The organism is Cyanobium sp. ATX 6A2 (genome assembly GCF_024346355.1).
Taxonomy (GTDB): Bacteria; Cyanobacteriota; Cyanobacteriia; order PCC-6307; family Cyanobiaceae; genus NIES-981.
Genome location: NZ_JAGQCU010000004.1, coordinates 1 through 22,253 on the forward strand (window position 1 = coordinate 1; position 22,253 = coordinate 22,253).

General features: G+C 62.8%; 22 protein-coding genes. 8 read left to right on the top strand and 14 right to left on the bottom strand.

The features are described from left to right. Positions 1-31: 31 nt before the first annotated feature. The 10 genes from KBY96_RS05155 to nrdJ all read right to left on the bottom strand — a co-directional run bounded on the left by KBY96_RS05155 (position 32) and on the right by nrdJ (position 12,041). Positions 32-232 (bottom strand): hypothetical protein, encoded by a 201-nt coding sequence (locus KBY96_RS05155; protein ID WP_254978162.1) that lies wholly within the window; start codon positions 230-232, stop codon positions 32-34. Between the two features lie 166 nt (positions 233-398). Next, positions 399-2,012, bottom strand: a complete 1,614-nt coding sequence (locus KBY96_RS05160) for a type I restriction-modification system subunit M (RefSeq protein WP_254978163.1) — start codon at positions 2,010-2,012, stop codon at positions 399-401. Beyond that, entirely contained in the window at positions 2,009-3,010 is a 1,002-nt protein-coding gene (locus KBY96_RS05165; protein ID WP_254978164.1) for a virulence RhuM family protein, read from the bottom strand. Before KBY96_RS05165 ends, KBY96_RS05160 begins: the two co-directional genes overlap by 4 nt. Beyond that, a complete protein-coding gene (locus KBY96_RS05170) occupies positions 3,007-3,171 on the bottom strand; it encodes a hypothetical protein (protein WP_254978165.1) in 165 nt (54 codons plus the stop codon). Before KBY96_RS05170 ends, KBY96_RS05165 begins: the two co-directional genes overlap by 4 nt. Then, positions 3,168-4,388, bottom strand: coding sequence for an AAA family ATPase (locus KBY96_RS05175; protein WP_254978166.1), 1,221 nt, complete (start codon positions 4,386-4,388; stop codon positions 3,168-3,170). Before KBY96_RS05175 ends, KBY96_RS05170 begins: the two co-directional genes overlap by 4 nt. After that, positions 4,385-5,389 carry a restriction endonuclease subunit S gene (locus KBY96_RS05180; protein WP_254978167.1) on the bottom strand — a complete coding sequence of 335 codons (1,005 nt, stop codon included), beginning with the start codon at positions 5,387-5,389 and terminating at the stop codon, positions 4,385-4,387. Before KBY96_RS05180 ends, KBY96_RS05175 begins: the two co-directional genes overlap by 4 nt. Before the next feature lie 274 nt (positions 5,390-5,663). Beyond that, positions 5,664-7,217, bottom strand: coding sequence for a type I restriction endonuclease subunit R, EcoR124 family (locus tag KBY96_RS05185; RefSeq protein ID WP_254978168.1), 1,554 nt, complete (start codon positions 7,215-7,217; stop codon positions 5,664-5,666). Positions 7,218-7,415: 198 nt separating this feature from the next. Continuing rightward, the gene (locus tag KBY96_RS05190; RefSeq protein WP_254978169.1) at positions 7,416-8,690 is read right to left on the bottom strand and encodes a DEAD/DEAH box helicase family protein; all 1,275 of its coding nucleotides are present in this window, start codon (positions 8,688-8,690) and stop codon (positions 7,416-7,418) included. A gap of 253 nt (positions 8,691-8,943) precedes the next feature. Beyond that, on the bottom strand, positions 8,944-9,462 hold the full coding sequence (locus tag KBY96_RS05195) for a super-infection exclusion protein B (protein ID WP_254978170.1): 519 nt from the start codon (positions 9,460-9,462) through the stop codon (positions 8,944-8,946). Between the two features lie 221 nt (positions 9,463-9,683). Then, the gene (nrdJ, locus tag KBY96_RS05200) at positions 9,684-12,041 is read right to left on the bottom strand and encodes a ribonucleoside-triphosphate reductase, adenosylcobalamin-dependent (protein WP_254978171.1); all 2,358 of its coding nucleotides are present in this window, start codon (positions 12,039-12,041) and stop codon (positions 9,684-9,686) included. A gap of 128 nt (positions 12,042-12,169) precedes the next feature. On the opposite strand from nrdJ, the gene KBY96_RS05205 reads away from it, so the two are divergent. The 3 genes from KBY96_RS05205 to KBY96_RS05215 all read left to right on the top strand — a co-directional run bounded on the left by KBY96_RS05205 (position 12,170) and on the right by KBY96_RS05215 (position 14,996). Further along, positions 12,170-12,730, top strand: a complete 561-nt coding sequence (locus KBY96_RS05205; RefSeq protein ID WP_254978172.1) for a sterol desaturase family protein — start codon at positions 12,170-12,172, stop codon at positions 12,728-12,730. A 95-nt stretch (positions 12,731-12,825) separates the two neighbouring features. Beyond that, positions 12,826-14,493, top strand: a complete 1,668-nt coding sequence (locus KBY96_RS16360) for an adenylate/guanylate cyclase domain-containing protein (protein ID WP_254978173.1) — start codon at positions 12,826-12,828, stop codon at positions 14,491-14,493. Then, on the top strand, positions 14,493-14,996 hold the full coding sequence (locus KBY96_RS05215) for an SET domain-containing protein (protein WP_254978174.1): 504 nt from the start codon (positions 14,493-14,495) through the stop codon (positions 14,994-14,996). Before KBY96_RS16360 ends, KBY96_RS05215 begins: the two co-directional genes overlap by 1 nt. Here KBY96_RS05215 and corA read toward each other — a convergent pair. Next, complete coding sequence (gene corA, locus KBY96_RS05220) at positions 14,918-16,003, bottom strand: magnesium/cobalt transporter CorA (protein WP_254978175.1); 1,086 nt, start codon at positions 16,001-16,003, stop codon at positions 14,918-14,920. The two genes, KBY96_RS05215 and corA, sit on opposite strands and share 79 nt — an antisense overlap. 51 nt (positions 16,004-16,054) lie before the next feature. Here corA and KBY96_RS05225 point away from each other — a divergent pair, with 51 nt between their 5' ends. The 3 genes from KBY96_RS05225 (at position 16,055) to KBY96_RS05235 (ending at position 18,801) form a co-directional block, all read left to right on the top strand. Then, entirely contained in the window at positions 16,055-17,722 is a 1,668-nt protein-coding gene (locus KBY96_RS05225; protein ID WP_254978176.1) for a peptide chain release factor 3, read from the top strand. An 80-nt stretch (positions 17,723-17,802) separates the two neighbouring features. Continuing rightward, positions 17,803-18,048, top strand: a complete 246-nt coding sequence (locus tag KBY96_RS05230; protein WP_254978177.1) for a DUF1651 domain-containing protein — start codon at positions 17,803-17,805, stop codon at positions 18,046-18,048. A 63-nt stretch (positions 18,049-18,111) separates the two neighbouring features. After that, positions 18,112-18,801, top strand: a complete 690-nt coding sequence (locus KBY96_RS05235; protein ID WP_254978178.1) for a CPP1-like family protein — start codon at positions 18,112-18,114, stop codon at positions 18,799-18,801. On the opposite strand, the gene hslO is transcribed toward KBY96_RS05235, so the two are convergent. Next, entirely contained in the window at positions 18,802-19,716 is a 915-nt protein-coding gene (hslO, locus tag KBY96_RS05240; RefSeq protein WP_254978179.1) for an Hsp33 family molecular chaperone HslO, read from the bottom strand. It lies immediately after the preceding gene. Next, positions 19,713-20,384 carry an ABC transporter ATP-binding protein gene (locus KBY96_RS05245; RefSeq protein ID WP_254978180.1) on the bottom strand — a complete coding sequence of 224 codons (672 nt, stop codon included), beginning with the start codon at positions 20,382-20,384 and terminating at the stop codon, positions 19,713-19,715. Before KBY96_RS05245 ends, hslO begins: the two co-directional genes overlap by 4 nt. 75 nt (positions 20,385-20,459) lie before the next feature. Here KBY96_RS05245 and KBY96_RS05250 point away from each other — a divergent pair, with 75 nt between their 5' ends. Beyond that, positions 20,460-20,915, top strand: coding sequence for a DUF3531 family protein (locus tag KBY96_RS05250; RefSeq protein WP_254978181.1), 456 nt, complete (start codon positions 20,460-20,462; stop codon positions 20,913-20,915). 13 nt (positions 20,916-20,928) lie between these two features. After that, positions 20,929-21,783: a 16S rRNA (uracil(1498)-N(3))-methyltransferase gene (locus KBY96_RS05255; protein ID WP_254978182.1), complete on the top strand. Its 855-nt coding sequence runs from the start codon at positions 20,929-20,931 to the stop codon at positions 21,781-21,783. Here KBY96_RS05255 and KBY96_RS05260 read toward each other — a convergent pair. Continuing rightward, on the bottom strand, positions 21,749-22,141 hold the full coding sequence (locus tag KBY96_RS05260; protein ID WP_254978183.1) for a hypothetical protein: 393 nt from the start codon (positions 22,139-22,141) through the stop codon (positions 21,749-21,751). The two genes, KBY96_RS05255 and KBY96_RS05260, sit on opposite strands and share 35 nt — an antisense overlap. Between the last annotated feature and the right edge of the window lie 112 nt (positions 22,142-22,253).

Genomic DNA, 22,253 nt, shown 5'->3' on the forward strand with positions numbered 1-22,253 from the left:
CAGGAACATTTGGAAGCTTGAAATGGCCGATTCATTGGCCGCTGTATAGCCAAGCGTCTGGGCAGACAACGCGCCGCTCGTTCGCAGTATTTGGATCCAGCCGGCGGATCCCTTTTTCAGGAGTCCCCACGTAGCCGATGCCGCTCCAGTTGGTCTTCTCCACGATGCGCATCCCATCCGGCAGCCCGGAGGGCACGAACAGACGCAGGGCGAATGGGCGGGCTGTGCTCATGGGGTGACCCTCATCGACCTGTCCTCAAAACCCGGGGAACTCAGGGAGTAGAAGTTAGTGATGGGACCTAACGCTCCAGATCAGAAGCGGAGCAGGGTTGCGCGCCATTGATAGGCAATATCCGCACACGTCTTCTGCATCTGGTTGTTATGCGGTTCAAGGGAGCTCATGGCAAGAGTGGTAGCTCCAGTTCTTTGAGGAAGGAATTATGGCTATCCCGTGCATCAGCGATAGCCTGCTCAAGCGAACACAGCTCAGAGTGAACCACTTGCAAGTCGATCTCCTCATCTGCGGCTGCCGTGCTAATGTAGCGCGAGATATTCAGGTTGAAGTTATTCTTCTCGATCTCTGACATCTCGACCTTACGAGCATAGCGTGCCTCGTCTTTCCGGTGCTTGTATGTGTCGATGATCTTGGCTATGTGCTCCCGGCTCAGTTGATTCTGGCGCTTGCCTTTCTCGTAGTTCTCAGCGGCGTTGATGAAGAGCACATCGTCAGGCTTCTTGCATTTCTTCAGCACGAGGATGCACACCGGAATTCCTGTTGAATAGAAGAGATTGGCAGGCAGGCCGATCACGGTGTCGATGTGGCCGTCTTTGAGCAGCTTGGTGCGGATGCGCACCTCAGCGCCGCCACGGAACAGCACACCATGGGGAAGGATGATCGCCATCACCCCTTCTTCCTTCAGGTAGTGGAAGCCGTGCAGGAGAAAAGCGAAGTCGGCAGCCGATTTAGGGGCCAACCCATGGCCTTTGAACCGCACATCATCAGCCAGGGCCTCGCTGGGTTCCCAGCGGTAGCTGAAGGGGGGATTGGCCACGATGGCATCGAAACTCGGCTTATGGGCAGGATTTATGTCGCGCAGTTTGTCCCACTCGTTGAGCAGGGTGTCTCCATGGAAGATCTCGAACTCGGTGTCCTTCACCCCATGCAGCAGCATGTTCATACGCGCCAGGTTGTAGGTGGTGATGTTTTTCTCCTGCCCGTAGATCCTGCCGATCGTTCCGCCAGCCTTAGCCACCTGCTTGCGCACATTGAGCAGCAGCGAACCCGAACCGCAGGCGAAATCCATCACGCTCTCCAACCGCTTCCTGGTGCCGCTGCTCGGCTCCTGGCTGTCGAGGGTGACGATGCCGGAGAGGATGTCTGAGATCTGCTGCGGGGTGTAGAACTCGCCAGCCTTCTTGCCTGAGCCGGCCGCAAACTGACCGATCAGGTATTCATAGGCATCACCAAGCGCGTCGATATCTGTCGAGAACTCCGCCAGCCCATCCGCTATCTTCTGGATGATGGTGCAGAGCTTGGCATTGCGATCGGAGTAGGTGCGGCCCAGCTTCTCGGAAGCCAGATTGATCTCCGAGAACAGACCCTGGAACGTGCTCTCAAACGACTCGGTTTCAATGTATTTCAAACCAGCCTGGAGCGTGTTGAGCAGGTCGTCGCTTTGGATGCGAGCCTGATGGGCAATGCTCGCCCAGAGATAGGACGGCTTGATCACATAATGGATCTTGCGGCGCATCTGCTTTTCAAAGGCATCCACATCCTCTGGATTGAGTTCATACCAGATGCTTAGGGGTACCAGGTAGCTGTCGGCCTCGAGTTCCAGGTAATCGCTGCCCAGCTCCTTCTTCGCGGCGATCTCGTAGTTGTCGGAGAGGTAGCGCAGGAACAGGAAGGCGAGCATGTAGTCGCGGAAGTCGTCCGCGTTCATCGCCCCGCGCAGCTTGTCGGCGATCGCCCAGAGGGTGTTGCCGAGTTGTTGTTGGGTGGAGTCGCTCATGGCTGCGGTCTTCTTTTGAGTTTGGATTCCAAGGCCTGAAGATCGGCTTCGTCTTGCTGATCGGCTTGAAGCGCCTCCTGCTTTCGGCGCTGCTGGTCGAAGCGCTGGTAGAGCTCGGCTGTATGCGCTTCCATTTGCTGGTGGCTGATGGATCCGGCGTTGCTGAGCAGCGGAAAGCCATTGCTGGTGATGATCTGATCCACGTTCTGTTTCCAGAAGGCCATGCGGGTTTCCTGTTTGCTCTTGGCACGCAGTTCGGCCGTCTCCAGGAAGATCACCACCAGCCTATTCAGGGTGTCGATCTCATCCTCACTCAGATAGTTCTTCGCGACAAAGATATCTTCTTTTCTAACCTTCTCGCGCTTCCAGGTGAGCAGACCGAAGTGGGGATCAGCGGGATTGGCGCGGGCCATAATCAGTTCTGCTGCCGTCTTCTGGGTCACAGCGAAGATGAGCTGATTCTGTACCGTTGCGAAGAAGAGCTGCGTTGCCTTGTCCATCTTGTCGTAGTCACTGGACAGAGCGAAGAGATCGCGTACTTTTTGGTAGAAACGCTTTTCGGAAGCCCGGATATCGCGGATGCGCTTCAGCATCTCATCGAAATAATCCGGCCGTCCATCCGGGTTTTTCAGCCGCTCGTCGTCGAGAACGAATCCTTTGATCAGGTAGTCCTTAAGCACAGTGGACGCCCAACGACGAAACTGCACACCGCGCGGCGAGCGCACGCGATAGCCCACGGCCAGGATGGCGACGAGGTTGTAAAGCTTGGTGAGGTAGTTTTTACCGTCAGAAGCAGTTACCGAGGATTCCTCGGTAACTGACTTGATCTCAAGTTCTCCATCTGCAAAGATATTCCTGAGATGCAAACCCACATTGTCTGTGCTCACGTCAAATAGCTGGGCCATCTCGCGTTGCGTCAGCCATACGGTCTGGTCCTTGGCTCGCAGCTTGATCTGGCTGCGACCGTCGTCAGTGGTGTAGAGAATTAGGTCGGTCATGGGTCAACATCCACATGGATATATCTTCTTATAGATGGCCCGCGAGAAAACAGGAATATTAATACTTCATAGAGGAAGTCATCCGCGTTCATCGCCCCAAGCATCTCGTCGGCGATTTTCCAGAGCATGGTACCCAGTTGCTTTTGACTGGTGCCGCTCATACTTTTCTCCGGTTAGTGGGGGCCTTCTTTCCTGATCTCTTTGTGGCCTTTGACGCCGTTGCCTTGACGGACTCTACCGGTCCATCAACCCCGATCTTCGCAGGGACTTGAACTGCAGGCCCGGCGGCAGGCGTGTGGAGCACAAACTGGTACTTTTCTTTCACACCCTTGAAGACCTTCTCAAAGATCGCCATGGTGTCTGGCACCAGCTCATCAGACTCGAAGTAGTAGATCTTCTTATGGGACATCGTGTTGACGATGGTGGCTACTTCTGCCGCATCAGTGATTCCAATCTGCGTGAGGACATAGCCAAACTGCCCGACACCCAAAAAGGATGAGATATTTTCAAGAACCTGCCGAAGAAGCGCAAAATGGTATGCTTTGACTTCGTTCACTGTGTATGCGCTATCCAATACTTGAAGCAGGCGAAGATGATACAAGAACACATCATTGCGACAGCTCTCTAGTGAAAGCTCACCATTCTTGAGGCTCAGCGTGCATATGCGCGTTCGCTTCTTAAATGCGGCGGCTTTCTCACCCTTTGTCAATAGGTCCGCCAGGATAGAGAAGAGCCCGATGTGATGAGTGGTAACGACAATCTTTCTGTTGACATGATGTTCGTCGATCAGGTCGTAGATGGTCGATGCCGTAATGAAGATATTGTGGTCGTCTAGGTTTGAAACGGGATCATCGATGAAAAAGTGGGATGAACGCTCGTCCGCCCATCCTTCTACCTCAAAAAGCGCAAGGAAGAAACACCAGACAAATATTCTCTCTTCCCCACGCGAGATCTTGAGCGGCACTTTGGTGATATTGCTCGGATCTTCTGAATCGGCAACTTCGTGGAAAAACATCACAGACCTGATCCCGTCCTCGGGATTGTCATGAAAGATGAAGTCAAACCGGTAGTTGGGCCTGAATCGGTTGAGCTTGTCCCGGATATCGTCCTCGGTAAGGGAGTTATGATAGCGATTCAAGCTACTCTTGCGAATCTCGAGCTGGATACTTGCCTCATCATTTTCAGGATCATTGTCCCATACAAAGAGGTCTTCGCTGTAAGCATTGAAATAGACCCCGGCATGATTGCCGTCGCCATCCTTGGTCGCATTCTTGTAAGCAACTGACAACCTTGTCTTTCCGGTCGCGTTGAACGCGTAGATAAGCACGATCGGCTCTTGTACTTTAGTAAGTTTCTCGGCGATTAGCTCGTGACTCATCCCTCCACCTCCGCGGATGGGAAAAGCTGCTGCATCAGGCCCATCTTGTGGGTCTTAAAAGCTTCGAGCTTCTGAGTTTCGCCGGTGATCTTGGCGTCGAGGCTGCTCAAGCAGGAGGCAATATGTTGTTGTTCGGCGAGCATCGGCGGCAACGGAATCGAGAGCGAACTGTACTGAGTACTGTTGATGCCCGGCTGCCCGCTGCGCGCGGATGCCACAGCGACCCAATTCCAGAAGGATCCGGTCTTCAGATAATTAGCAAGATACGCTGAAACTAATTTTTTGGGGTGTGGTTTAACTCTGATCAGAAATCCTGCGAATACCAGCCTGCCATCCTCCTTTCGATATTTATAGGATTTGCCAACACTTGCGCCCGTGCGGGCAAGGACAACGTCACCCTCCTCTAAATAGTTCTGATCAGCAGCCTGAAGATTGACTGATACCCGCTTCTCGGGCAGATAGTGCCCATCTTCTGAAATATCTGTGATTCGGAGGTACTGAGGCAGATCTTCAGAAAATGGCACTGCCGCGGCATTCACTCCGTAGCTGGGGGGATGCATTAGGAGCGTACCCATCGGTGAATCAGCCCAATCCCCAGAATCCTGAAACTCAGGAAAACGAAGCGGAGGCTGGGTTTCGCCTTCGCGGGGGAACAGCCGCTGCATCAGCCCTTTCTTATGGGACTTGAGCGCCTCCACTTTCTGCGCTTGCGCAGCGATCAGCTCGTCCAGCGAAGTCAGGCAGTCGGCGACTTTGTTCTGCTCTGCGAGAGAAGGTAATAAAGTATGCCATTCGCAAAGCCTGCTGAAATACAGACGGGTTCGAGTACCTCCGGCTTTTTGTGAGAAGGCAAAGTGCTTGAAATCAAGGCCGTCATTCAACTTGGCAAGCAAGAATGTTGAGTTCAGACCTTTGGTTCGGAAGACGGGATACTCTTTACTGACCGCGATTGCACCGCCAGTATCATTGATATTAAACTTGAACAGTCCGTCGTCGCTCATATGCCTGTAGACGAAACAGCCTGGCGGAACAACGCCGTATTCGCTCTTGTTCTGGAGAAGTCTTCCATCAAAGTATGAATCTTGGCGCTTGAGACCTTCCCGCGTAGAACTATAGACAGGCAAATTTGTCTCAGGCGGAACTCTGCCTCAGCAGTCTTCCAAATAAGGGCCGATGAGCTTGATTTCCCACCCGTTAGTTTCCCGAAACTCAGGAAACCGCAGCTTCGGCATCAGAACAGTCGTTTCGTGTTGCTTCATCGTGCTGGCTGTCGTCTCACTGCTCATACGCACGCAACCCTGAGATTTCGCGCCCCCCAGCGCGCCTGACGAGCAGAGGAACCAGGTCGGCCATCAGGGCAAGTTCGGCCTGGCTGCGGGCTTTCCAGCCGAGCTCAAGCGGGGCCATGAGATCACTGAGCTGTTCGCCATCGAAGATCATGCGGCTCAGGATGGCATCCACAAAGGCTTGCAGGGCGGTGGTCGCCAGGCCATGCCTGGCAGCAATGGCGGCGAGCTCCCTTGCGCTCTGTTCGGCCTTGAAGCGCGTATACCCCTCGCGGATGGCGGCTTCGCTGAGGCCCTCGCCCGCTTTCAGGGTGTTGATGTAGGCGGCGATGGCATCGCGCTCGTCCATGAACTTGGCATCGGCGCTGATCAGGCCGATCAGTTCCTCGCGGGTCATCGAGGCCTTGCCCGGTGCCTTCTGCGAATACCTGGTAATCAGGCCCATGATGTAGTCGTAATCAATCACAGCGGAGGCAAACAGCACAAACTCAAAATCGAGCTGATCCAGAGGCACATCCTTGCTCTGACATTTACCATCGTTGTCACCGCGCTGCTCCCTGAGCTTCCTGGCCGTATCGAGGTACTGACCTCTGAAACCCCGCAGACGGTCTTCCGGCAGAACCTGTTCGATGCTGTCTTTGTCACCCTCGCTGAGGTCGGTGTATTGGTCGAGCTGAGTCTTGAGCCGCTGAACTTCCTTGAAGTGGCTGATGAAGGCCACCTTGGCGACATCCCCCTTCAGGTTGGCGACGTCGGAGGGCGTGCAATCGAGGCCTTGAGAGCCCATGAACTCGGCAAGCTTCTGGGCGGCGGAACGCAGCTTCTCGATCACGACCGGCGCCTTGTCGACAAGCCAGATCTCGCGCGCCTGCTCACCGGTTTTCTCACCCGAAAACAGAGCGATCGCGGCATCCACTGCCTCCTGCTGCTGACGGAAATCGAGAATATTGCCGTAGGGCTTGCTGCTGTTCAGCACGCGGTTGGTGCGCGAAAAGGCCTGGATCAGGCCATGGTGCCGCAGGCTCTTGTCCACATACAGTGTATTTAGATACTTGGAGTCGAAGCCTGTTAGCAGCATGTCCACCACAATCGTGATGTCGATCTTGTGGTGGGCGGCCTGGGGGTTGGCCTTGCGGAGATCCTGCTCCGGCCACTGCTGATCCTTGATGCGCGTCTGCACATCCTGGTAGTAAAGATCGAATTCGCTGAGGCGGTGATTGGTGCCGTAGCGGCTGTTGTAATCGGCAAGAATGGCCTTAAGGGCTGCCTTCTTGCCTTCGGGGTCGTCCTGGTTGTCGACTTGCTCCTGCGGTAGATCCTCCTGGATCTGCTTCACATCAGGATTTCCCTCGACAGGCGGAGAGAACACGCAGGCGATGTTCAGCGGCTTGAACTCGGGATCGGCAGCCAGCTTCTCTGCCTGGATGGCCTTGAACAACGAGAAATATTCGATCGCATCATTGATCGACGCCGTGGCGAGGATGGCGTTGAAGCGTCTGGCTGCGGTGGCAGCATCGTGCTTTTTGAGGATGGCCTCAATCACGGCCCGTTTGGCGATGGCCTCGCCGGGCTTGGGTGGGTTGGCACCCTCGGGTTTTTAGTAGTCGATGTGGAAGCGCAGTACATTGCCATCCTCAATGGCATGGGTGATGGTGTAAGCGTGGAGCTGCTTCTCGAATAGATCAGCCGTGGTGCGCATCGAAGCCTGCCTGTCTTCGATTTTCTGTGAGGACGCATTCACCTAGAAGATTGGCGTGCCGGTGAATCCGAACAGCTGGGCTTTGGTGAAGAAGGTCTTGATGGCCTTGTGGTTGTCGCCGAACTGGGAGCGGTGGCACTCGTCGAAGATGAACACCAGCCGCTTGTGCTTTAGGGCCTCGAGCTGCGCCTTGTAGGTGGCCTGGCCATTCCTGCTCCGTTGCTGATTCCGCTTGCTGTTCTCATCCAGCGCCAGCCCCAGCTTCTGGATGGTGGTGACGATCACCTTGTCGGCGTAGTCCTCCGAGAGCAGGCGGCGCACCAAGGCAGCGGTGTTGGTGTTTTCCTCCACACAACCGTCCTGGAAACGGTTGAATTCCTCGCGGGTCTGGCGATCGAGATCCTTGCGATCCACCACGAACACGCACTTGTGAATATGCGGGTTCTCCTTCAGCAAGGTGGAGGCCTTGAATGAGGTGAGCGTCTTGCCGCTGCCGGTGGTGTGCCAAACGAAGCCGTTGCCATTGTCTTCATCGATGCAGCGAACCAGATGCTGCACGGCATACACCTGATAAGGCCGCATCATCATCAGCTTCTGCTCTGCTGCCAGCAGCACCATATAGCGGCTTATCGTGCGACCTAGATCGCATTTCGAAAGGAATCCCTTTGCAAAGTCGTCGAGGTGGGTGATCTTCCTGTTATCCTCGCCCGCAAATTCGTAGATCGGTAGAAAGCGCTCTTCGGCGTTGAAGGCGAAATGGCGGGCGTTGTTGTTGGCGAAGTAATAAGTGCGATCGCGATTGCTGACAGCGAAGAGCTGCATGAAACAGAGCAGCGTGCGGGTGTAGCCATTGCCGGGATCATTCTTGTACTCCACGATCTGCTCCATGGCCCGTCGTGGATTGATACCGAGGCTTTTGAGCTCGATCTGCATCACGGGCACGCCGTTGATCAGCAGGATGACGTCGTAGCGGTGGTGGCTGTACTCCGTATTGATGCGTAGCTGATTGATCACCTCAAAGTCGTTTTTGCACCAATCTTTCAGGTTCACAAGCGAATAGTTCAGCGGCGTGCCGTCATCGCGGGTGAAGGCGTTGAGACTGCGAAGAATCCTGGCAGCAGCGAAAACGTCGGGCGTGATGATCTCGTCAAGCAGACGAGCAAACTCCCCATCGGATAACTTGACGCGGTTAAGTGCTTCGAACTTCTCTCGAAAATTACTCTCTAGCGTCGCACGGCTATTGATTTCTGCTCGATAGACATATTTAAGTTCAGTCAGGCTGGCAATCAGGTTGGCTTCGATTTCCTGTTCAGTCATGAACTGCGGCAATGCTTGCCTTTGCGGGAATTATAGAGCAGCCCATCCAATCCGCACAGTCCAAGCTGCATGGGTGAGACTTTGGTCGCATCTTTGAGGCTATTTGGTTTCCCTCAGACGCCCGCCGCATAACGCTCCAGATCAGAAGCCGGCAGGAGGCGAAAGGATATCAAAGTAACATAGGCCCCGTCTTCGGTATTTGGATGTTATGTGGCCAGCCACGCGACTATTCCAGTAAGGTCTAGTAGCGTAATCATTTTTCAGTTGTTATTGTCTCATCAGTCACAAGGCGAGGATTGTCCTGCAAGCACCTCCACGCCCAAGGTTGGATGTTGAATGCAAAGGACTTGTAGTGGGCACCCACATTGGAAGCTCTGTAGATGAATCCCCTGGCTTCCAAGCCATTTGCGATGCCGTCACTGATATCAAAGTAGTGCGTCGTAGTCTTATCGTTGAGGTACTTTGCCAGCAAGGCTTTCTCGGGAGGGCTGAGATACTTAAATGACTTTCGCCTTGCCTTGGATTCATTGATCTCAGATATCCATCTCCCGACTTGACGAAGGACAGCCGACAATCCATTGCCCAGGAGAAGGGCCGAGCTTAAAACAAATGCTCCTCCGAGCCATCCGCGAAATTTAGAGACAAAGGCATGAAGCCCCAGCTTGGTGAGAGCGCTTTCTGGTAAAAGTGCCAGTACGCCAGTTCCCAGCAAGATGCCCAGAAGTGTCTGCGGCCTCAGCTTCAGAAGCTCTAGAAACCTTGTCAGATCCATTGCATCTACTCAGCCATGCAACCATAACCGGTAGACCATATAACTAGTTCTTCGATTGTTCCGCAAGCCACTCAATCCGCCTCAACTCTTTCCGTATAACGCCCCTTTTCCCTGCGCCCCAAAAACCTTAGAGCCCTTGGGGCAGTGGCTATCTGCCGTCGTCCGGCCCACCGGACCCAGGTGGTTCACGGACCCGTGAACCACCCCCCGCATGCAGCGCTTCACCCCTCCGGCTTCGCCAACGGCAGCAGGCACTTGTCCGAATCACAACCGGCAGGTCCCGCCTCCATCAGTTCGCCGCGGTCGTAGCGGGCCAGGGCTTCGAAGAAGTCCGCCGTGCGGCGGCGGCCTTCCACCTCCTGGTGCAGCCGTTCGTAGGTGGCCTTGTCGATCGGCTCGAACGGCAGCCGCGGGAAGGTGGCGTTGGCATCGAAGCGGGCCAGCAGCGCCGCCGAGATGTAGCCGAAGCCCTCCTCGATCGCCTCGTGGATCCTGTGGGCCAGCGGTGCGATCTCGTTTTCGCGGAACTCAATGGTCGCGCTGGTGTTGTGGGCCGTGTAGTGCTGCTGCACCTGCATGTAGAAGTCAAACTGCGCCAGGGCCGAGAAGTTGTTGATCTCCACCGTGTCGGCACCCGGCAGGTTCGCCCAGCTCACCTCCGTGGGGATCTCCACCAGCCACTCGCTGCAGCGTGGATCGAACGGATCATCCAGCAGACGGCCCTGTTCGTCCTTATCGGATTGGCTCGGCACGATCGTGTAGCCGTAATCCAGACACGCCAGCGCCACCGGATCGTTCTTGCGGAAGGTGATGCGGCGGATGAAGCGCTGCGCCTTGGGCGGATGCCAGCCCGGGCTGGCGCCGGTGAGCAGGCTCTTGGTGCCCGCCGGCTGCACCGTGGTGCAGCGGTTCGGCCGGCGGATGCCGTGGCGGTCGCAGTATTCCCACACCGCTTCGTGCACGATCCGCTTCCAGCGCTGCAGATAATCGGCCTCCCGCGCCTTGAACGCCCGGCCCTCCTCTGAATCCGGCCGGCCCGCCTCCCACCAGTTCAGCCACGGCGTGCCGAAGGCATGCACGAAGAAGTCGAACAGGCCGGTGAAGCTCACGCCCACGATCGGATCCCAGGCCCGGCTCTGGCGGTAGCGCTCCACCTCGAAGTCGTGATTCAGCAGACACGCCACGGCGATCCCGCCGGCGCGGAAGGCATCCTCCTGGGCCTGGAAGTCGGTGGGGTGGATCTGGTTGAGGTGCACCTCGGCCAGGTTGCAGTGGAAGTCGGCGCCGAGGATCTCGCCGCAGGGATTCAGCCCGTAGCGGCCCAGGCGGTGCTCCAGCTCGTCGGCCTCCAGGCCCGGGTGGTGCAGCTTGAGCCAGTTCGCCGCCTGCTCGCGGCCCTGGTCGCAGTAGATGCCCACAAACTCCTCGCGCAGCTCAAGGGTGGGCAGCAGGTCGGCATTGGAGCGGGCGATCGCCTCGGGGGCGAACTGGATCGCGCCCTCGCCGCTCTGAAACTGCTTGATCACCGCCTCCAGCACCGTGTCCCAGTTCGGGCGGGTGTGGAACACGCGCGTGTGGTTCGCCATCCGCAGTGCGTCGCGCTCCGGATCGATGCTCCAGTTGCCCGCCCCGTCTTGCTGCCAGAGGTTGTCTTTCGCTCCAGCGGCTGACGAATCCTCGGCGCAGAACTGGCGCATGCCCGCGCTGCGCCGGATGTTGCCGGCCACGATCGTGACCGCCGCCTCATCGATCAGCAGGCAACATTCCACCGAGGTGAGCTGCCGCCCCTGGGCCTTGTTGAGAATCTGGGCCACCCGGCCGTAGAGGTCTTTGAGCTTCACCGGGTTGGCCATGCCGCCGAAGCCCTTCAGGGTTTCGCCCACCGGCCGCACATCGGAGAGATCCACGCTGATCTCGATCGGCGTGCTGGTGTCGAAGCGCTCGTCGCTGCTCAGCTCCAGCAGCAGCTGGTAGCTGTCCACCCAGCCGCGGCGCGTGTCGCCCACCTTGATCGCCACGCTCTGGCCATCAATGCTGTGGGTGGTGGCCTGCTGGCGCTGGCCCGCCGGCGTGGCGCCGATGTCGGCCACGCTGGTGATTGCCAGCCGGTTGCGCACCGCCGGCAGCTTCTCGATCAGCCGCGGCTCGATGATGGCGCCGGTGCCGCAGCCCATCATCGCCAGGTCCATCATCAGCCCGAAGGCTTCCCAGTCCACCAGGTTGGTGGAGGTGCAGTTGTAGGCGCCGCTGAAGTTGTGGCGCTGCTCGATCCAGGGGGTGCCGCCGATCCACAGCCAGCGCCCCGACGGCAGCGACTTCTGCTGCAGCTGCATGCGCCGCAGCAGCTCCACCTCCGCCTCGCTCAGCTTGCCCAGCTGGCGCAGGCCCCCCAGGTTGCGCTCCGCCACCTGGCTCCAGCTCTCGCGGCCCGCCTCCTGGCGGCGCGAATAGGTGCGGTAAAACACCGGGTTCGCCGCCGGCGCCGTGGGCGGGAAGTCGCCCCGTGCCGGAGCCCCGAAGGCCTTCTCCACCGCAGCTGCTGAGGCCGCTGCTGCTGGTGGCGTGGCGGAGGCGGTCATGGGCTGGTGCTCAGGTGTCGGAAACCCTAACGCCACTGGTGGGGTGTGCAAGCGACTCCTCCCACCAGGCCCAGCGTGGTGCGGGTTCCTTACAGTTTTTTCATCAGCGACCGCCGTTCCCGTCGCCCTTGGTTCTCGCCAGCCCACTGGAGATCCTGCGCTGGGCCGCCCTGTTTGCCCTGGCCCTGCTGGCCTGGACGGCGCTCGCCTATGGCATTCACCGCCTCGCCCATCACAACGTGAGCTGGAACCGGCTGGCCCTGGCCCACCGCGCCCATCACCACCCGGCCTACCTGCTGCGGCCCCGCCCCCTGCGCTGGCATCACCTGCTGTTCTGGTTCGACACCCCCGCAGAAACGCTGGATGTGTGGTTCACCCTCACCCTGCCGGCGCTCCTGGTCGCGGCGCTGTTTCCCGCTCAGGGCCCCGTGCTGCTCGGCTGCCATTACCTCTACGAAGTGCTGCTCAGCGACGGGCGCTTCGATCACAATCCCGCCATCGATGGGCCGATCACCCGCGTGCTGGCCTGCGGCAGCTATCACCTCGAGCACCACCGCAACCCGGCTCGGCACTACGGACTGATCCTCACGCTCTGGGACCACGTCTTCGGGTCCGCCGGCTTCGGCCCGGGTCCGGGCTTCCCCATCCCGCCACGCCAGCCGCTGGACGGCACCGAGGCCTCTGCCTAAGGTCGGTGGAAGGTTTGGCTTCCAGCATGTTCGAGATCCGCGGCTGGAGGCCGGGACGCTGGCGTATTGCCCCCACACTCGCGCTGATCTTCACCGTGACGGTGACCACCGCGACGGCCATCAACGGCGTGATGGTGATCACCCAGAGCATGAATGTGGCCCGGGAGAACACCACAAAGCGGCTGCGGGAGACCACACGGGCGCTGGCCGCGCGGATCAATGCCGATGACCTCGCCACGCTTCGCGAGCCCTCCCAGCACGTTGATCCGATCTATCTGCGCACCCATGCGCAGATGAAACGAACGCTCGATCATGTGGAAGGTGTGGGGTTCATCTACACTCTCCGCAAGGTGGAGGGCACCCCGCGGGATGAGTTCTCCCGCTATGCCTTCGTGGTGGATGGCACGCCCTACGCCAGCGAGGATTACGAGCCGATCGGCTCGGTGATGACCACCAGCCCCAGCACCGATGCCCTGCACCGCGTCTGGCAGACGGGCCAGTTCGAGGCCGACCGGGGCTTCGTCACCGACGAGTGGGGCACCTGGCTGTCGGGCTACTACCCCCTGTTCCGGCGTGACGGCAGCTTCGAGGCCGTGCTGGGGATCGACATCAACTCCGACCATGTGATTGCCGAACGGCAGCGCATCCTGAGCACCCTCTCTCAGGGCTACCTGCTCAGCCTGCTGATCATCCTGCCCACCGCCGCCTTCTTCGGTCGACGCATCAGCAGTCCCCTGCGCCGCATCAACGGCCGCCTGCTGGCGGTCTCCACACTCGACTTCGACCCCGAACGGAAACCAGAGCCGATCACTGGCCGCTGGGTGCACGAGATCCATGAGATCTCCGACTCGATGGAACGCGTCGAGAGCGCCCTCGTGGACTTCAGCCGCTACGTTCCCGCCAAGCTCGTGCGCAAGCTGGTGCTCAACGCTGATCAGATCCAGCTCGGTGGCGAGGTGCGCCAGCTGGCGATCCTGTTCACCGACATCATCGGCTTCACCGAGATCACCGAGAGCCTGGATCCCGAGACGATCCTGGATGCGCTCAACGAGTACTTCAGCGTCATTCATGACACCGCCGAATCCACGCAGGGTGTGCTCGACAAGTACATGGGCGATTCGGCCCTGCTCTTCTGGGGAGCCCCCGATTCAATCGAGGATCCCGCCCGCTGCGCGGTGGAGACCGCCCTCAGTTGTCACCAGCGCCTGGAGGATCTCAATCGCCGCTGGCAGCAGGAGGGCCGGCCCCTGTGCTTCCACACCAGTTTTGGTCTTGACTATGGCGCGGTGGTGGTGGGCAACATGGGCTCCACCAATCGGGTGAACTACACGATCGTGGGTGACCGTGTGAATCTCTGCAGCCGGGTGGAAACCGTGAACCGCCGCTACGGCACACGGATCCTGGCCACCCGCTCCCTGATCACCGCCCTGGGGGAAGACCGGGAGCGGTATGTGATCGTCAAGATCGACGACGCCCATCTGCGGGGCATCCACAAGCCGGTGGAACTGTTCGAGATCCGCGGCCGCCGGACTGAACTCGACGCCGAGGAGGTGGCCTTCGCCGCCAGCTTCGACTCCGCCAGATCCGCCGCTCAGGCCGGACACCACGGCGAGGCGATCCAGCGCATCGATGCGCTGCCCGAACGCTTCCGCCATCTGCCCTATGTGCGGCAGGCCCTGCGCCTCTGGCGGCAGGGCGACGGGCACCACGGCCCCCCCGAGCCCCTGCCGGGGCTGCCTTCGCGCCGGGATGTGGATCCCTGATGGGCCTGCAGATTCCGTACCGGATCGGTGCCAGCGGCATCCATGGCCAGGGGGTGTTCTCTCTGACTCCACTGGAGCGCGGCAGCCTTCTGTGGCGCTTCGAACCGGGTTTCGATCGTGCCGTGCGGCTGGAGGGCCTGCCCGAACGGCAATGCCGTGACCTGCTCCACTACGGCTACACCAACCCGCGCCGGCCGGGCTGGGTGATCGTCTGCGGTGACAATGCCCGGTTCTGGAACTTTCCCCCGCCCGGAGAGCCCGCCAACGCCGTGCTCTCCCCCCGCACCGTCCAAGGGGAACACCTGGTGATCGCTGCCCGCAGGATCGAGTCCGGCGAGGAACTGCTGATCGAGCCCGCCTCCGACGCCGACTACGCCCGCAAGCTCAGGCACCTCCTGTCGCCACTGCCGGTGGCTGCTGCGGCTCACAGCCAGCCCCGGCGGCGGAACATCAGCATCAGCGCCACCGCCAGGGCGACCATCAGCGCCAGCACCGCCCGGTAGCCCAGCCGCCAGGACAGCTCAGGCATGTGCTGGAAGTTCATGCCGTACACCCCGGCGATGAAGGTGAGGGGGATGAAGATCGTGGAGATGATGGTGAGGGTCTTCATCACCTCGTTCATGCGATTGCTGAGGCTCGAGAGGTAGGTGTCCTGCAGGCTCGCCAGCGTGTCGCGGCAGGTTTCCACCAGGTCGATCACCTGCACCGCGTGGTCGTGGAGATTGCGCCAGAACACATGCGTCTCGCGCCGGATCAGGCCGCCTTCGCTCGTCATCACCGCTCCCATCACCTCCCGCATCGGCCACACCGCCCGCCGCAGCACCAGCAGAGCGCGCTTGAAGTGGTGGATCTCCTCGATCCGCAGATGGTTGGGGTTGTTGAGCACATGATCGTCGAACAGCTCGATCTCATCACCGGTCCACTCCACGGCAAGAAAGTAGTGATCGATCACCGCGTCGATCAGGGAGAACGCCAGATAGTCGGCACCCTGCTTCCGCACCCTGCCGTTGCCGCTGCGGATCCGCGAGCGCACGCTCGTGAACACGTCGCCGTCATCTTCCAGAAACGTGAGCACCCAGTTGGAGCCGAGGATCAGGCTCACGTGCTCGATCTCCACCTCCCGGGTTGTCTCGTTCACCCCCAGCATCTTCAGCGCCATGAACCCGTAGCTGGGAAACTCCTCCCACTTCGGCCTCTGGGAGGTGTCGGCGATGTCCTCCCGCGTCATCGGGTGCAGACCGAACAGATCCCCCAGCGTGTCGATCAGGCCCACGTCGTGCACCCCGTTCACGTTCACCCAGGTGACGCCGTGCGCTCGAAGACGTTCCTGGCAGTCCGCCAGGCTCGCCCCCTCCACCTCATGCAGCCGCTCATGATCGAAGTGGATCAGGTGCAGGCTCGCCTGGTCCTGCTTGCGCTCCCCCACGAACACCGGTGTGCCGGGCACCAGAAAGGTGGCGGCCTGGCTGGACGGGCGCCGGGACTGCACGCGGATACGGGACGGGGGCATGCCGGAGGAGCGACCCAAGACCCCATCCTGGTGGCCTGGCAGGCTGATCCGATGACCAGTTCCAGCACCCCAACTGCGGCCGATGGCGGCGCTGCCCTCCCCCAGGAACTTCAGACGCTGGCTGAAGCGGTGGCCCGCCGCCGCAACTTCGCGATCATCTCCCACCCCGACGCCGGCAAGACCACCCTCACCGAGAAGCTCCTCCTCTACGGGGGAGCCATCCAGCAGGCCGGCGCCGTGAAGGCCAAGGGCGAGCAGCGCAAGGTCACCTCCGACTGGATGGAGCTGGAAAAACAGCGGGGCATCTCGATCACCTCAACCGTGCTGCAGTTTGACTACAGCGGCAGCACCATCAACCTGCTCGACACTCCCGGCCACCAGGACTTCTCCGAGGACACCTACCGCACCCTCGCCGCCGCCGACAACGCCGTGATGCTCGAGGACGCCGCCAAGGGCCTCGAACCCCAGACCCGCAAGCTGTTCGAGGTGTGCCGCATGCGGCGCATCCCCATCTTCACCTTCATCAACAAGATGGACCGGCCGGGCCGAGAGCCCCTCGAGCTGCTCGATGAGATCGAGCGGGAGCTGGGGCTGGCCTGCTGGCCGGTGAACTGGCCGATCGGCAGCGGCGATCAGTTCCGCGGCGTGATCGATCGCCGCAGCCACGAGCTGATCCTGTTTGCCCGGGCCCAGCGCGGCCGCCAGAGCGAGGAGCGGCGCCTCAGCGTGGAGGAAGCCCGCGCCAGCGGCGCCGTGGAGAGCGACCTCCTCGATCAGGCCCTCGAGGAGCTGGAGCTGCTGGAGGGGGCCGGCGCCGAGCTGGATCTCGAGCTGGTGCGCGCCGGTGAGCTCAGCCCGGTGTTCTTCGGCTCGGCGATGACCAACTTCGGGGTGCGTCCCTTCCTCGACGCCTTCCTCGACCTCGCCCAGCAGCCGGTCGCCCGCCCCAGCAGCGCCGGCGTGATCGATCCGGTGGGCCCCGGCTTCAGCGGCTTCGTGTTCAAGCTCCAGGCCAACATGGACCCCCGCCACCGCGACCGGGTGGCCTTCGTGCGCGTGTGCTCCGGCAAGTTCGAGAAGGACATGACCGTGCAGCACGCCCGCACCGGCCGCAGCATCCGCCTTTCCCGCCCCCAGAAGCTCTTCGGCCAGGACCGCGAAGTGGTGGACGACGCCTACCCCGGCGACGTGATCGGCCTCAACAACCCCGGCGTGTTCGCCATCGGCGACACCCTCTTCCTCGGCCCCAGGGTGGAATACGAGGGCATCCCCTGCTTCAGCCCCGAGATCTTCGCCTGGCTGCGCAATCCCAACCCCTCCGCCTTCAAGAGCTTCCGCAAGGGCGTGAACGAGCTGCGCGAGGAGGGTGCCGTGCAGATCCTCTACGACACCGACGAGAGCAAGCGCGATCCGATCCTCGCCGCCGTGGGCCAGCTGCAGCTGGAGGTGGTGCAATACCGCCTCGAACACGAATACGGCGTCAAGACCCGCATCGAACCCCTCGGCTTCTCCGTGGCCCGCTGGGTGGTGGGCGGCTGGCCCGAGCTGGAGAAGGTGGGCCGCATCTTCAACTGCAAAACCGTGCGCGACGCCTGGAACCGGCCGGTGCTGCTGTTCAAGAACGACTGGAACCTGGGCCAGCTCCGCGACGACCACCCCGACCTCGAGCTGAGCGCGGTGGCGCCGGTGGTGAGCGGCGTGGAGCCCATCAGCCTCTGAGCCCGCCGCCGCCGGGATCCATTGCCTCACACCGGTTCTCCGGCCGCGCCAGACTGGCGTGTAACAAACCGTCAAGGACGATGCCGGATCCTGTCTGGCTGGTGCGCCCCCGCGCTGATGGGGGCTGGGATTACGTGAGTTTTCAGAGTCAGCCCGGCGTTGAGCCCACGGGCCTCTCCACCGTGGAGATGCGCGAAGGCAGCCATCTGCCGCCCCAGATGCCGTTGCTCAAGCACCGCCACCAGCTCGATCCCGCCGAGGCCGAGCGCCGCCGGCAGCGCCTGCAGCGCGAGGGTGGATTCCGTTGCAGCAAGCCCCTCTTCTGACCTTGGCTCGATACGCTCTGTCCAGGCAGAGTCTGCTCACAGCCGTCCCGGACGCCCCCGCCGATGTCCAACCTCCTCGAACCGCCCTCCGATTCCGGTTCCGACTCAGGAAGTGGGCCCTATGAGCGGCTTGGGGTGACCCCCGAGGCCAGCTTCGATGCGGTGCAGGCCGCCCGCGAAGCCCGACTCAAGGACGCCGGCGACGACCCCATCGCCCGCTCACGGGTGGAGGCGGCCTACGACGCCGTGCTCATGGATCGCCTCAAGGAGCGCCAGCAGGGCCGGGTGAGCACCGCCGCCCGCACGGCCTCCGCCCGCGAGCAGCTCACGCCGGCCTCGCCCTCGCCGCGGCCCTCCCTGCCGGCCCTGCCCAAGGTGGCCCTGCCCCGCGTCGCCGCACCCTCCCTGGCCGCCCCCAACCTGGTGATGGCCGAGGGCAACGACCGCGCCCTGGCCCTGGGGGGCTTCGGGGGCCTGTTCGTGCTGCTCCTGCTGGTGCCCTCGGCGCCGGCCGAACTGCTGCTGGCCCTGGGCACCGGCCTGTGCGTGGTGGTGCTGCAGCGCCGCCGCCGCCGCTTCCTGGCGGCCGTGGGCTGGGGCTTCGGCCTGCTCAGCCTCGGGTTGCTGGTGGGCGGCCTGCTGGTGGGTGCCGCCTCCTCCACCATCCCTCTGGGCCTCTCCCTCAACCTGGGCCAGCTGCAGAGCCTGCCGGCCCTGCTGCTGCTGCTGCTCGGTGCCCTGCTGGTGGCCTGATCAGCGCGCCACCGGCGTCACGTCGTCGATCAGCTGCTCCAGCTCGCTCCCACTCACCTGATACACCGCGTTGCAGAAGTGGCAGGTGAGCTCGGCCTGGCCGTCTTCCTCCAGGATGCTGCCCAGCTCATCGCGTCCCAGCAGCTTGAGAGCCCCGAGGCTGCGCTCGCGGCTGCAGGGGCAGCGGAACCGCACCGCTTGAGGGCCGGAGTCCAGGGGCTGGGGGTCGAGGTCGGGGAAGATGTCCTGCAGCAGGCTGTGCAGGTGGCCTTCGCAGGCCGCCAGCCGCTGGGGAAAGCCCGTGACCTCCCGGCAGCGCTCCTCCAGCAGGGCCACCAGGGCCGGCTCCTGGGCCGCCTTGGGCAGCACCTGCACCAGCACGCCGCCGCTGCAGAGGATGCCCTGGCTGTCGATCTGCTCGCCCACGAACACCGCCGAGGGCGTCTGCTCCGAGTGCAGCAGGTAGGAGGCCAGGTCATCGCCGATGCCGCCGCTCACCAGCTCCACCGTGGAGCTGTAGGGCTCGCCCTCGCCCAGGTCGCGCACCACGTGCAGATAGCCGGTGCCGGTGGCGGTGCGGAAGTCGAAGTGGTGGCCGCCGTCGCTCTCCTCCACCAGATCCAGCTCCAGCTCCGGGTTGCCCACGTAGCCCCGCACCGTGCCGTCGCGGCCGGCATCCACATTCAGGCCGCGCAGGGGGCCGTCGGAGGCGATCCGCAGGTTCACCCGGCCGTGGGCCACCTTCATCGAGCTGGCCAGCAGCAGGCCGGCGGTCATCGCCCGCCCCAGCAGGGCCGAGGTGAGAAACGACAGCCGGTGCCGCCGCGTCGCCTCGCGGCTGGCGGCGCTGGTGCTCACCGCCACCAGGCGGATGCCGCCGCCGGCGGCGGCGGCCCGCAGCAACTGGTCAGTCATGCACGCCCCCCGTTTGCGGAAATGGTACGGAGCGTGCCCGCCTCCATGGGGCTCAGCCGGCCCTCCCGCAGCGACCAGCTCGCCGGCTCCAGCTCCCGGAACAGCTCCGGCTCGTGGGTCACCACCAGCACCACCCGCTCCTTCGCCAGATCCCCCAGCAGCCCCACCACATCGCTGCGCACCGCCCAGTCGAGGCCGGCGGTGGGTTCATCCAGCAGCAGCACCCGCGCTTCGCGCAGCAGCTGCACCGCCAGCGCCAGCCGCCGCTGCTGGCCGCCGCTGAGGCGCTCCGGCTGCTGCTGCACCGACAGCGCGCCCAGCCCCACCCGCTCCAGCACGCGCTCCAACCGCTCGGCCTCCAGGCGGCGGTGCCCCAGCCGCAGCTCCTGGCCCACCGTGAGGCCCAGGAAATGGCGTTCGGGGAACTGGAACACCAGCCCGCACAGCCAGCGCCGCTGGCGGCCGCTGAGCGTCTCCCCGTTCCAGCGGATCGTGCCCCGCTCCGGCTCGGCCAGGCCGCTGATCACCTCCAGCAGGGTGGTTTTGCCGCCGCCGCTGGGGCCCGCCACCAGCGCCAGCCGGCCAGCCTGCAGCTGCAGGTTCACGTCGTCGAGCACCGGCCGGGCCGCCGTGGCCGGCTGGTAGCGCACCCCACTGAGTTCCAGCATCGCCCCAGCATGCCCGGCCCCGGGGTGGTGTGGGATGGTGAGGCCCCTGCCCCACCGCCCCCGAGGCCGCTCTCCATGGAGGTGCGTTTCCGCGAGATCAATCCCTTCAGCTGCTGGATCTGGCTGCGCTTTCTCCACCCCCCCGGCAAGGGGGAGCGGGGCTATGTGGACACCGCCTTCGACAGCTGGTTCTTCCTCGGCAAGCTGGGTGGCTTCAACGCCGAGAACCTCCAGGCCCAGGAGGCCGATGGCGGCGAGATCAGCTGGATGGCCTACGACGCCGAGTTGGCTGAAACCGCCCAGCATGCGCTGATGCACAACATGGGGCCGGTGGAATACCAGGGGGAGTGGGCCCGCTGCTGGGTGGATCTGGGCCTCAGCGACGCCGTGGCCCTCGACGTGCTGATCAACACCTTCACCCAGCTCAGCCGCGAGCTGGTGGAGATCGACGAGCTGGTGATCGGCGGCATCAACGACGACTGGCCGGTGGAGGAGCAGCCCGAGGAGCTGCTGCCCTTCGCCGGCAACTGAGCGGGCGAGCGCGGTGGCGCGGGAGTGGCGACGGCTGCTGGTGCCCCCCGAGCGGCTGGCCGCTGCCGCCGCCTCAGCCGTAGACGATGCCGGTTTCCATGCCGGTGCGGTGCTGGCGCTGGAGCCGCCGGAGCTGCACTACCTGCGCCGGGTGCTGCGGCTGCGGCCCGCTGAGCGCTTTGCCCTGGTGGATGGGGCCGGCCACCTCTGGAGCGCCACCCTGGCGGCCGACACGGCCCTGCTGGAGCAGCCGCTGCAGCGGCCCCTGCTGGCCGAGCCGCTGCCCCGGCCCGTCCTGCAGCTGGCGGTGGCCCTGCCCCGTCAGGACGCCGATGTGCTCCTGCGCATGGCCTGCGAACTGGGCATCGATCGTCTCTCGCCCCTGCGCGCTGAGCGCAGCGCCGCCGCCGCGCCCCTCAGGCCCCAGCGGCAGGCCGCGATCCTGCGCGAGGCGCTGGAGCAGTGCGAGCGGCTGTGGCTGCCCCGCCTCGATGCCCCCCAGCCCGCCGCCGCCGTGCTGGCGGCCGGGCCGGAGCCAGGGCCGCAGCCGGGTGCCGAGGGGCCGGTGCTGCGGCTGCTGGCCACCACCCGCCGCGAGGGTCTGCAGCCCCTGGAGCGGCGCCTGAGGGCGGTGGAGCTGTTGCCGCAGCAGCTGCCGCCTGCTCAGGTGGTGGTGGCGATCGGGCCGGAGGGGGGCTGGAGCCCGGAGGAGGAGCAGGTGGCGGCGGCGGCGGGCTGGCAGCCCGTGGGCCTGGGCGCCATGATCCTGCGCACCTCCACCGCCGCGGTGGCCGTCGCCGCCCTGCTGGCCGCCTGGCGCCGGGGGTTGGCGCTCAGCTGCGGAACATCTCGTCCACCATCCCCTTGAACAGGCCGAGGTTGGCGCCGGCGCGGCGGCGGCGGCTGGGCACCGCGTTGGCCGGATTGAGGCAATCCGGCGCGAAGGTCACGTTGCTGGGCACCGGCCGCGCCTCCTGGGCCGCCCGCAGCTCGGCGGCCACCGCCTCGGCGGTGGTGAGCGCCGGCTGGGCCGCAGGGGCCAGCGGGGCCGGGGCCTCTGCCGCCTCGGTGGCCGTGGGCTTCTCCACCGCCGGAGCTGCCGGCTTGCTGGGCGTCGCGGCCGGCTGGGTCCCGGCGGGCTTGCTCTCAGGGGCCGTGCTGCCGGCCTTGCTGAGGTCGAGGAAGAAGCTGTCCTTGCGCTTGAAGATCATGTCCGCCGCCTGCACGTGGAGGGATTATCCGTTGCCAGCAGGCCCCGGCGGCCCCGGCCTTAGGGGTGTGCAACACAGTGGGGCCGCCCGCCGCGGCCGCCGCCTTGGTTTCTCTCTTCGCCGCCAT

Coding starts and splice junctions, on each gene's coding strand:
- KBY96_RS05195 (WP_254978170.1), bottom strand. CDS start 9,462: ATGGATCTGACAAGGTTTCTAGAGCTTCTGAAGCTGAGGCCGCAGACA.
- KBY96_RS05230 (WP_254978177.1), top strand. CDS start 17,803: ATGCCGGATCCTGTCTGGCTGGTGCGCCCCCGCGCTGATGGGGGCTGG.
- KBY96_RS05245 (WP_254978180.1), bottom strand. CDS start 20,384: ATGCTGGAACTCAGTGGGGTGCGCTACCAGCCGGCCACGGCGGCCCGG.
- KBY96_RS05250 (WP_254978181.1), top strand. CDS start 20,460: ATGGAGGTGCGTTTCCGCGAGATCAATCCCTTCAGCTGCTGGATCTGG.
- KBY96_RS05190 (WP_254978169.1), bottom strand. CDS start 8,690: ATGACTGAACAGGAAATCGAAGCCAACCTGATTGCCAGCCTGACTGAA.
- KBY96_RS05170 (WP_254978165.1), bottom strand. CDS start 3,171: ATGAGCGGCACCAGTCAAAAGCAACTGGGTACCATGCTCTGGAAAATC.
- corA (WP_254978175.1), bottom strand. CDS start 16,003: ATGCCCCCGTCCCGTATCCGCGTGCAGTCCCGGCGCCCGTCCAGCCAG.
- nrdJ (WP_254978171.1), bottom strand. CDS start 12,041: ATGACCGCCTCCGCCACGCCACCAGCAGCAGCGGCCTCAGCAGCTGCG.
- KBY96_RS05165 (WP_254978164.1), bottom strand. CDS start 3,010: ATGACCGACCTAATTCTCTACACCACTGACGACGGTCGCAGCCAGATC.
- KBY96_RS05155 (WP_254978162.1), bottom strand. CDS start 232: ATGAGCACAGCCCGCCCATTCGCCCTGCGTCTGTTCGTGCCCTCCGGG.
- KBY96_RS05215 (WP_254978174.1), top strand. CDS start 14,493: ATGGGCCTGCAGATTCCGTACCGGATCGGTGCCAGCGGCATCCATGGC.
- KBY96_RS05235 (WP_254978178.1), top strand. CDS start 18,112: ATGTCCAACCTCCTCGAACCGCCCTCCGATTCCGGTTCCGACTCAGGA.
- KBY96_RS05225 (WP_254978176.1), top strand. CDS start 16,055: ATGACCAGTTCCAGCACCCCAACTGCGGCCGATGGCGGCGCTGCCCTC.
- hslO (WP_254978179.1), bottom strand. CDS start 19,716: ATGACTGACCAGTTGCTGCGGGCCGCCGCCGCCGGCGGCGGCATCCGC.
- KBY96_RS05160 (WP_254978163.1), bottom strand. CDS start 2,012: ATGAGCGACTCCACCCAACAACAACTCGGCAACACCCTCTGGGCGATC.
- KBY96_RS05175 (WP_254978166.1), bottom strand. CDS start 4,388: ATGAGTCACGAGCTAATCGCCGAGAAACTTACTAAAGTACAAGAGCCG.
- KBY96_RS05180 (WP_254978167.1), bottom strand. CDS start 5,389: ATGAGCGACGACGGACTGTTCAAGTTTAATATCAATGATACTGGCGGT.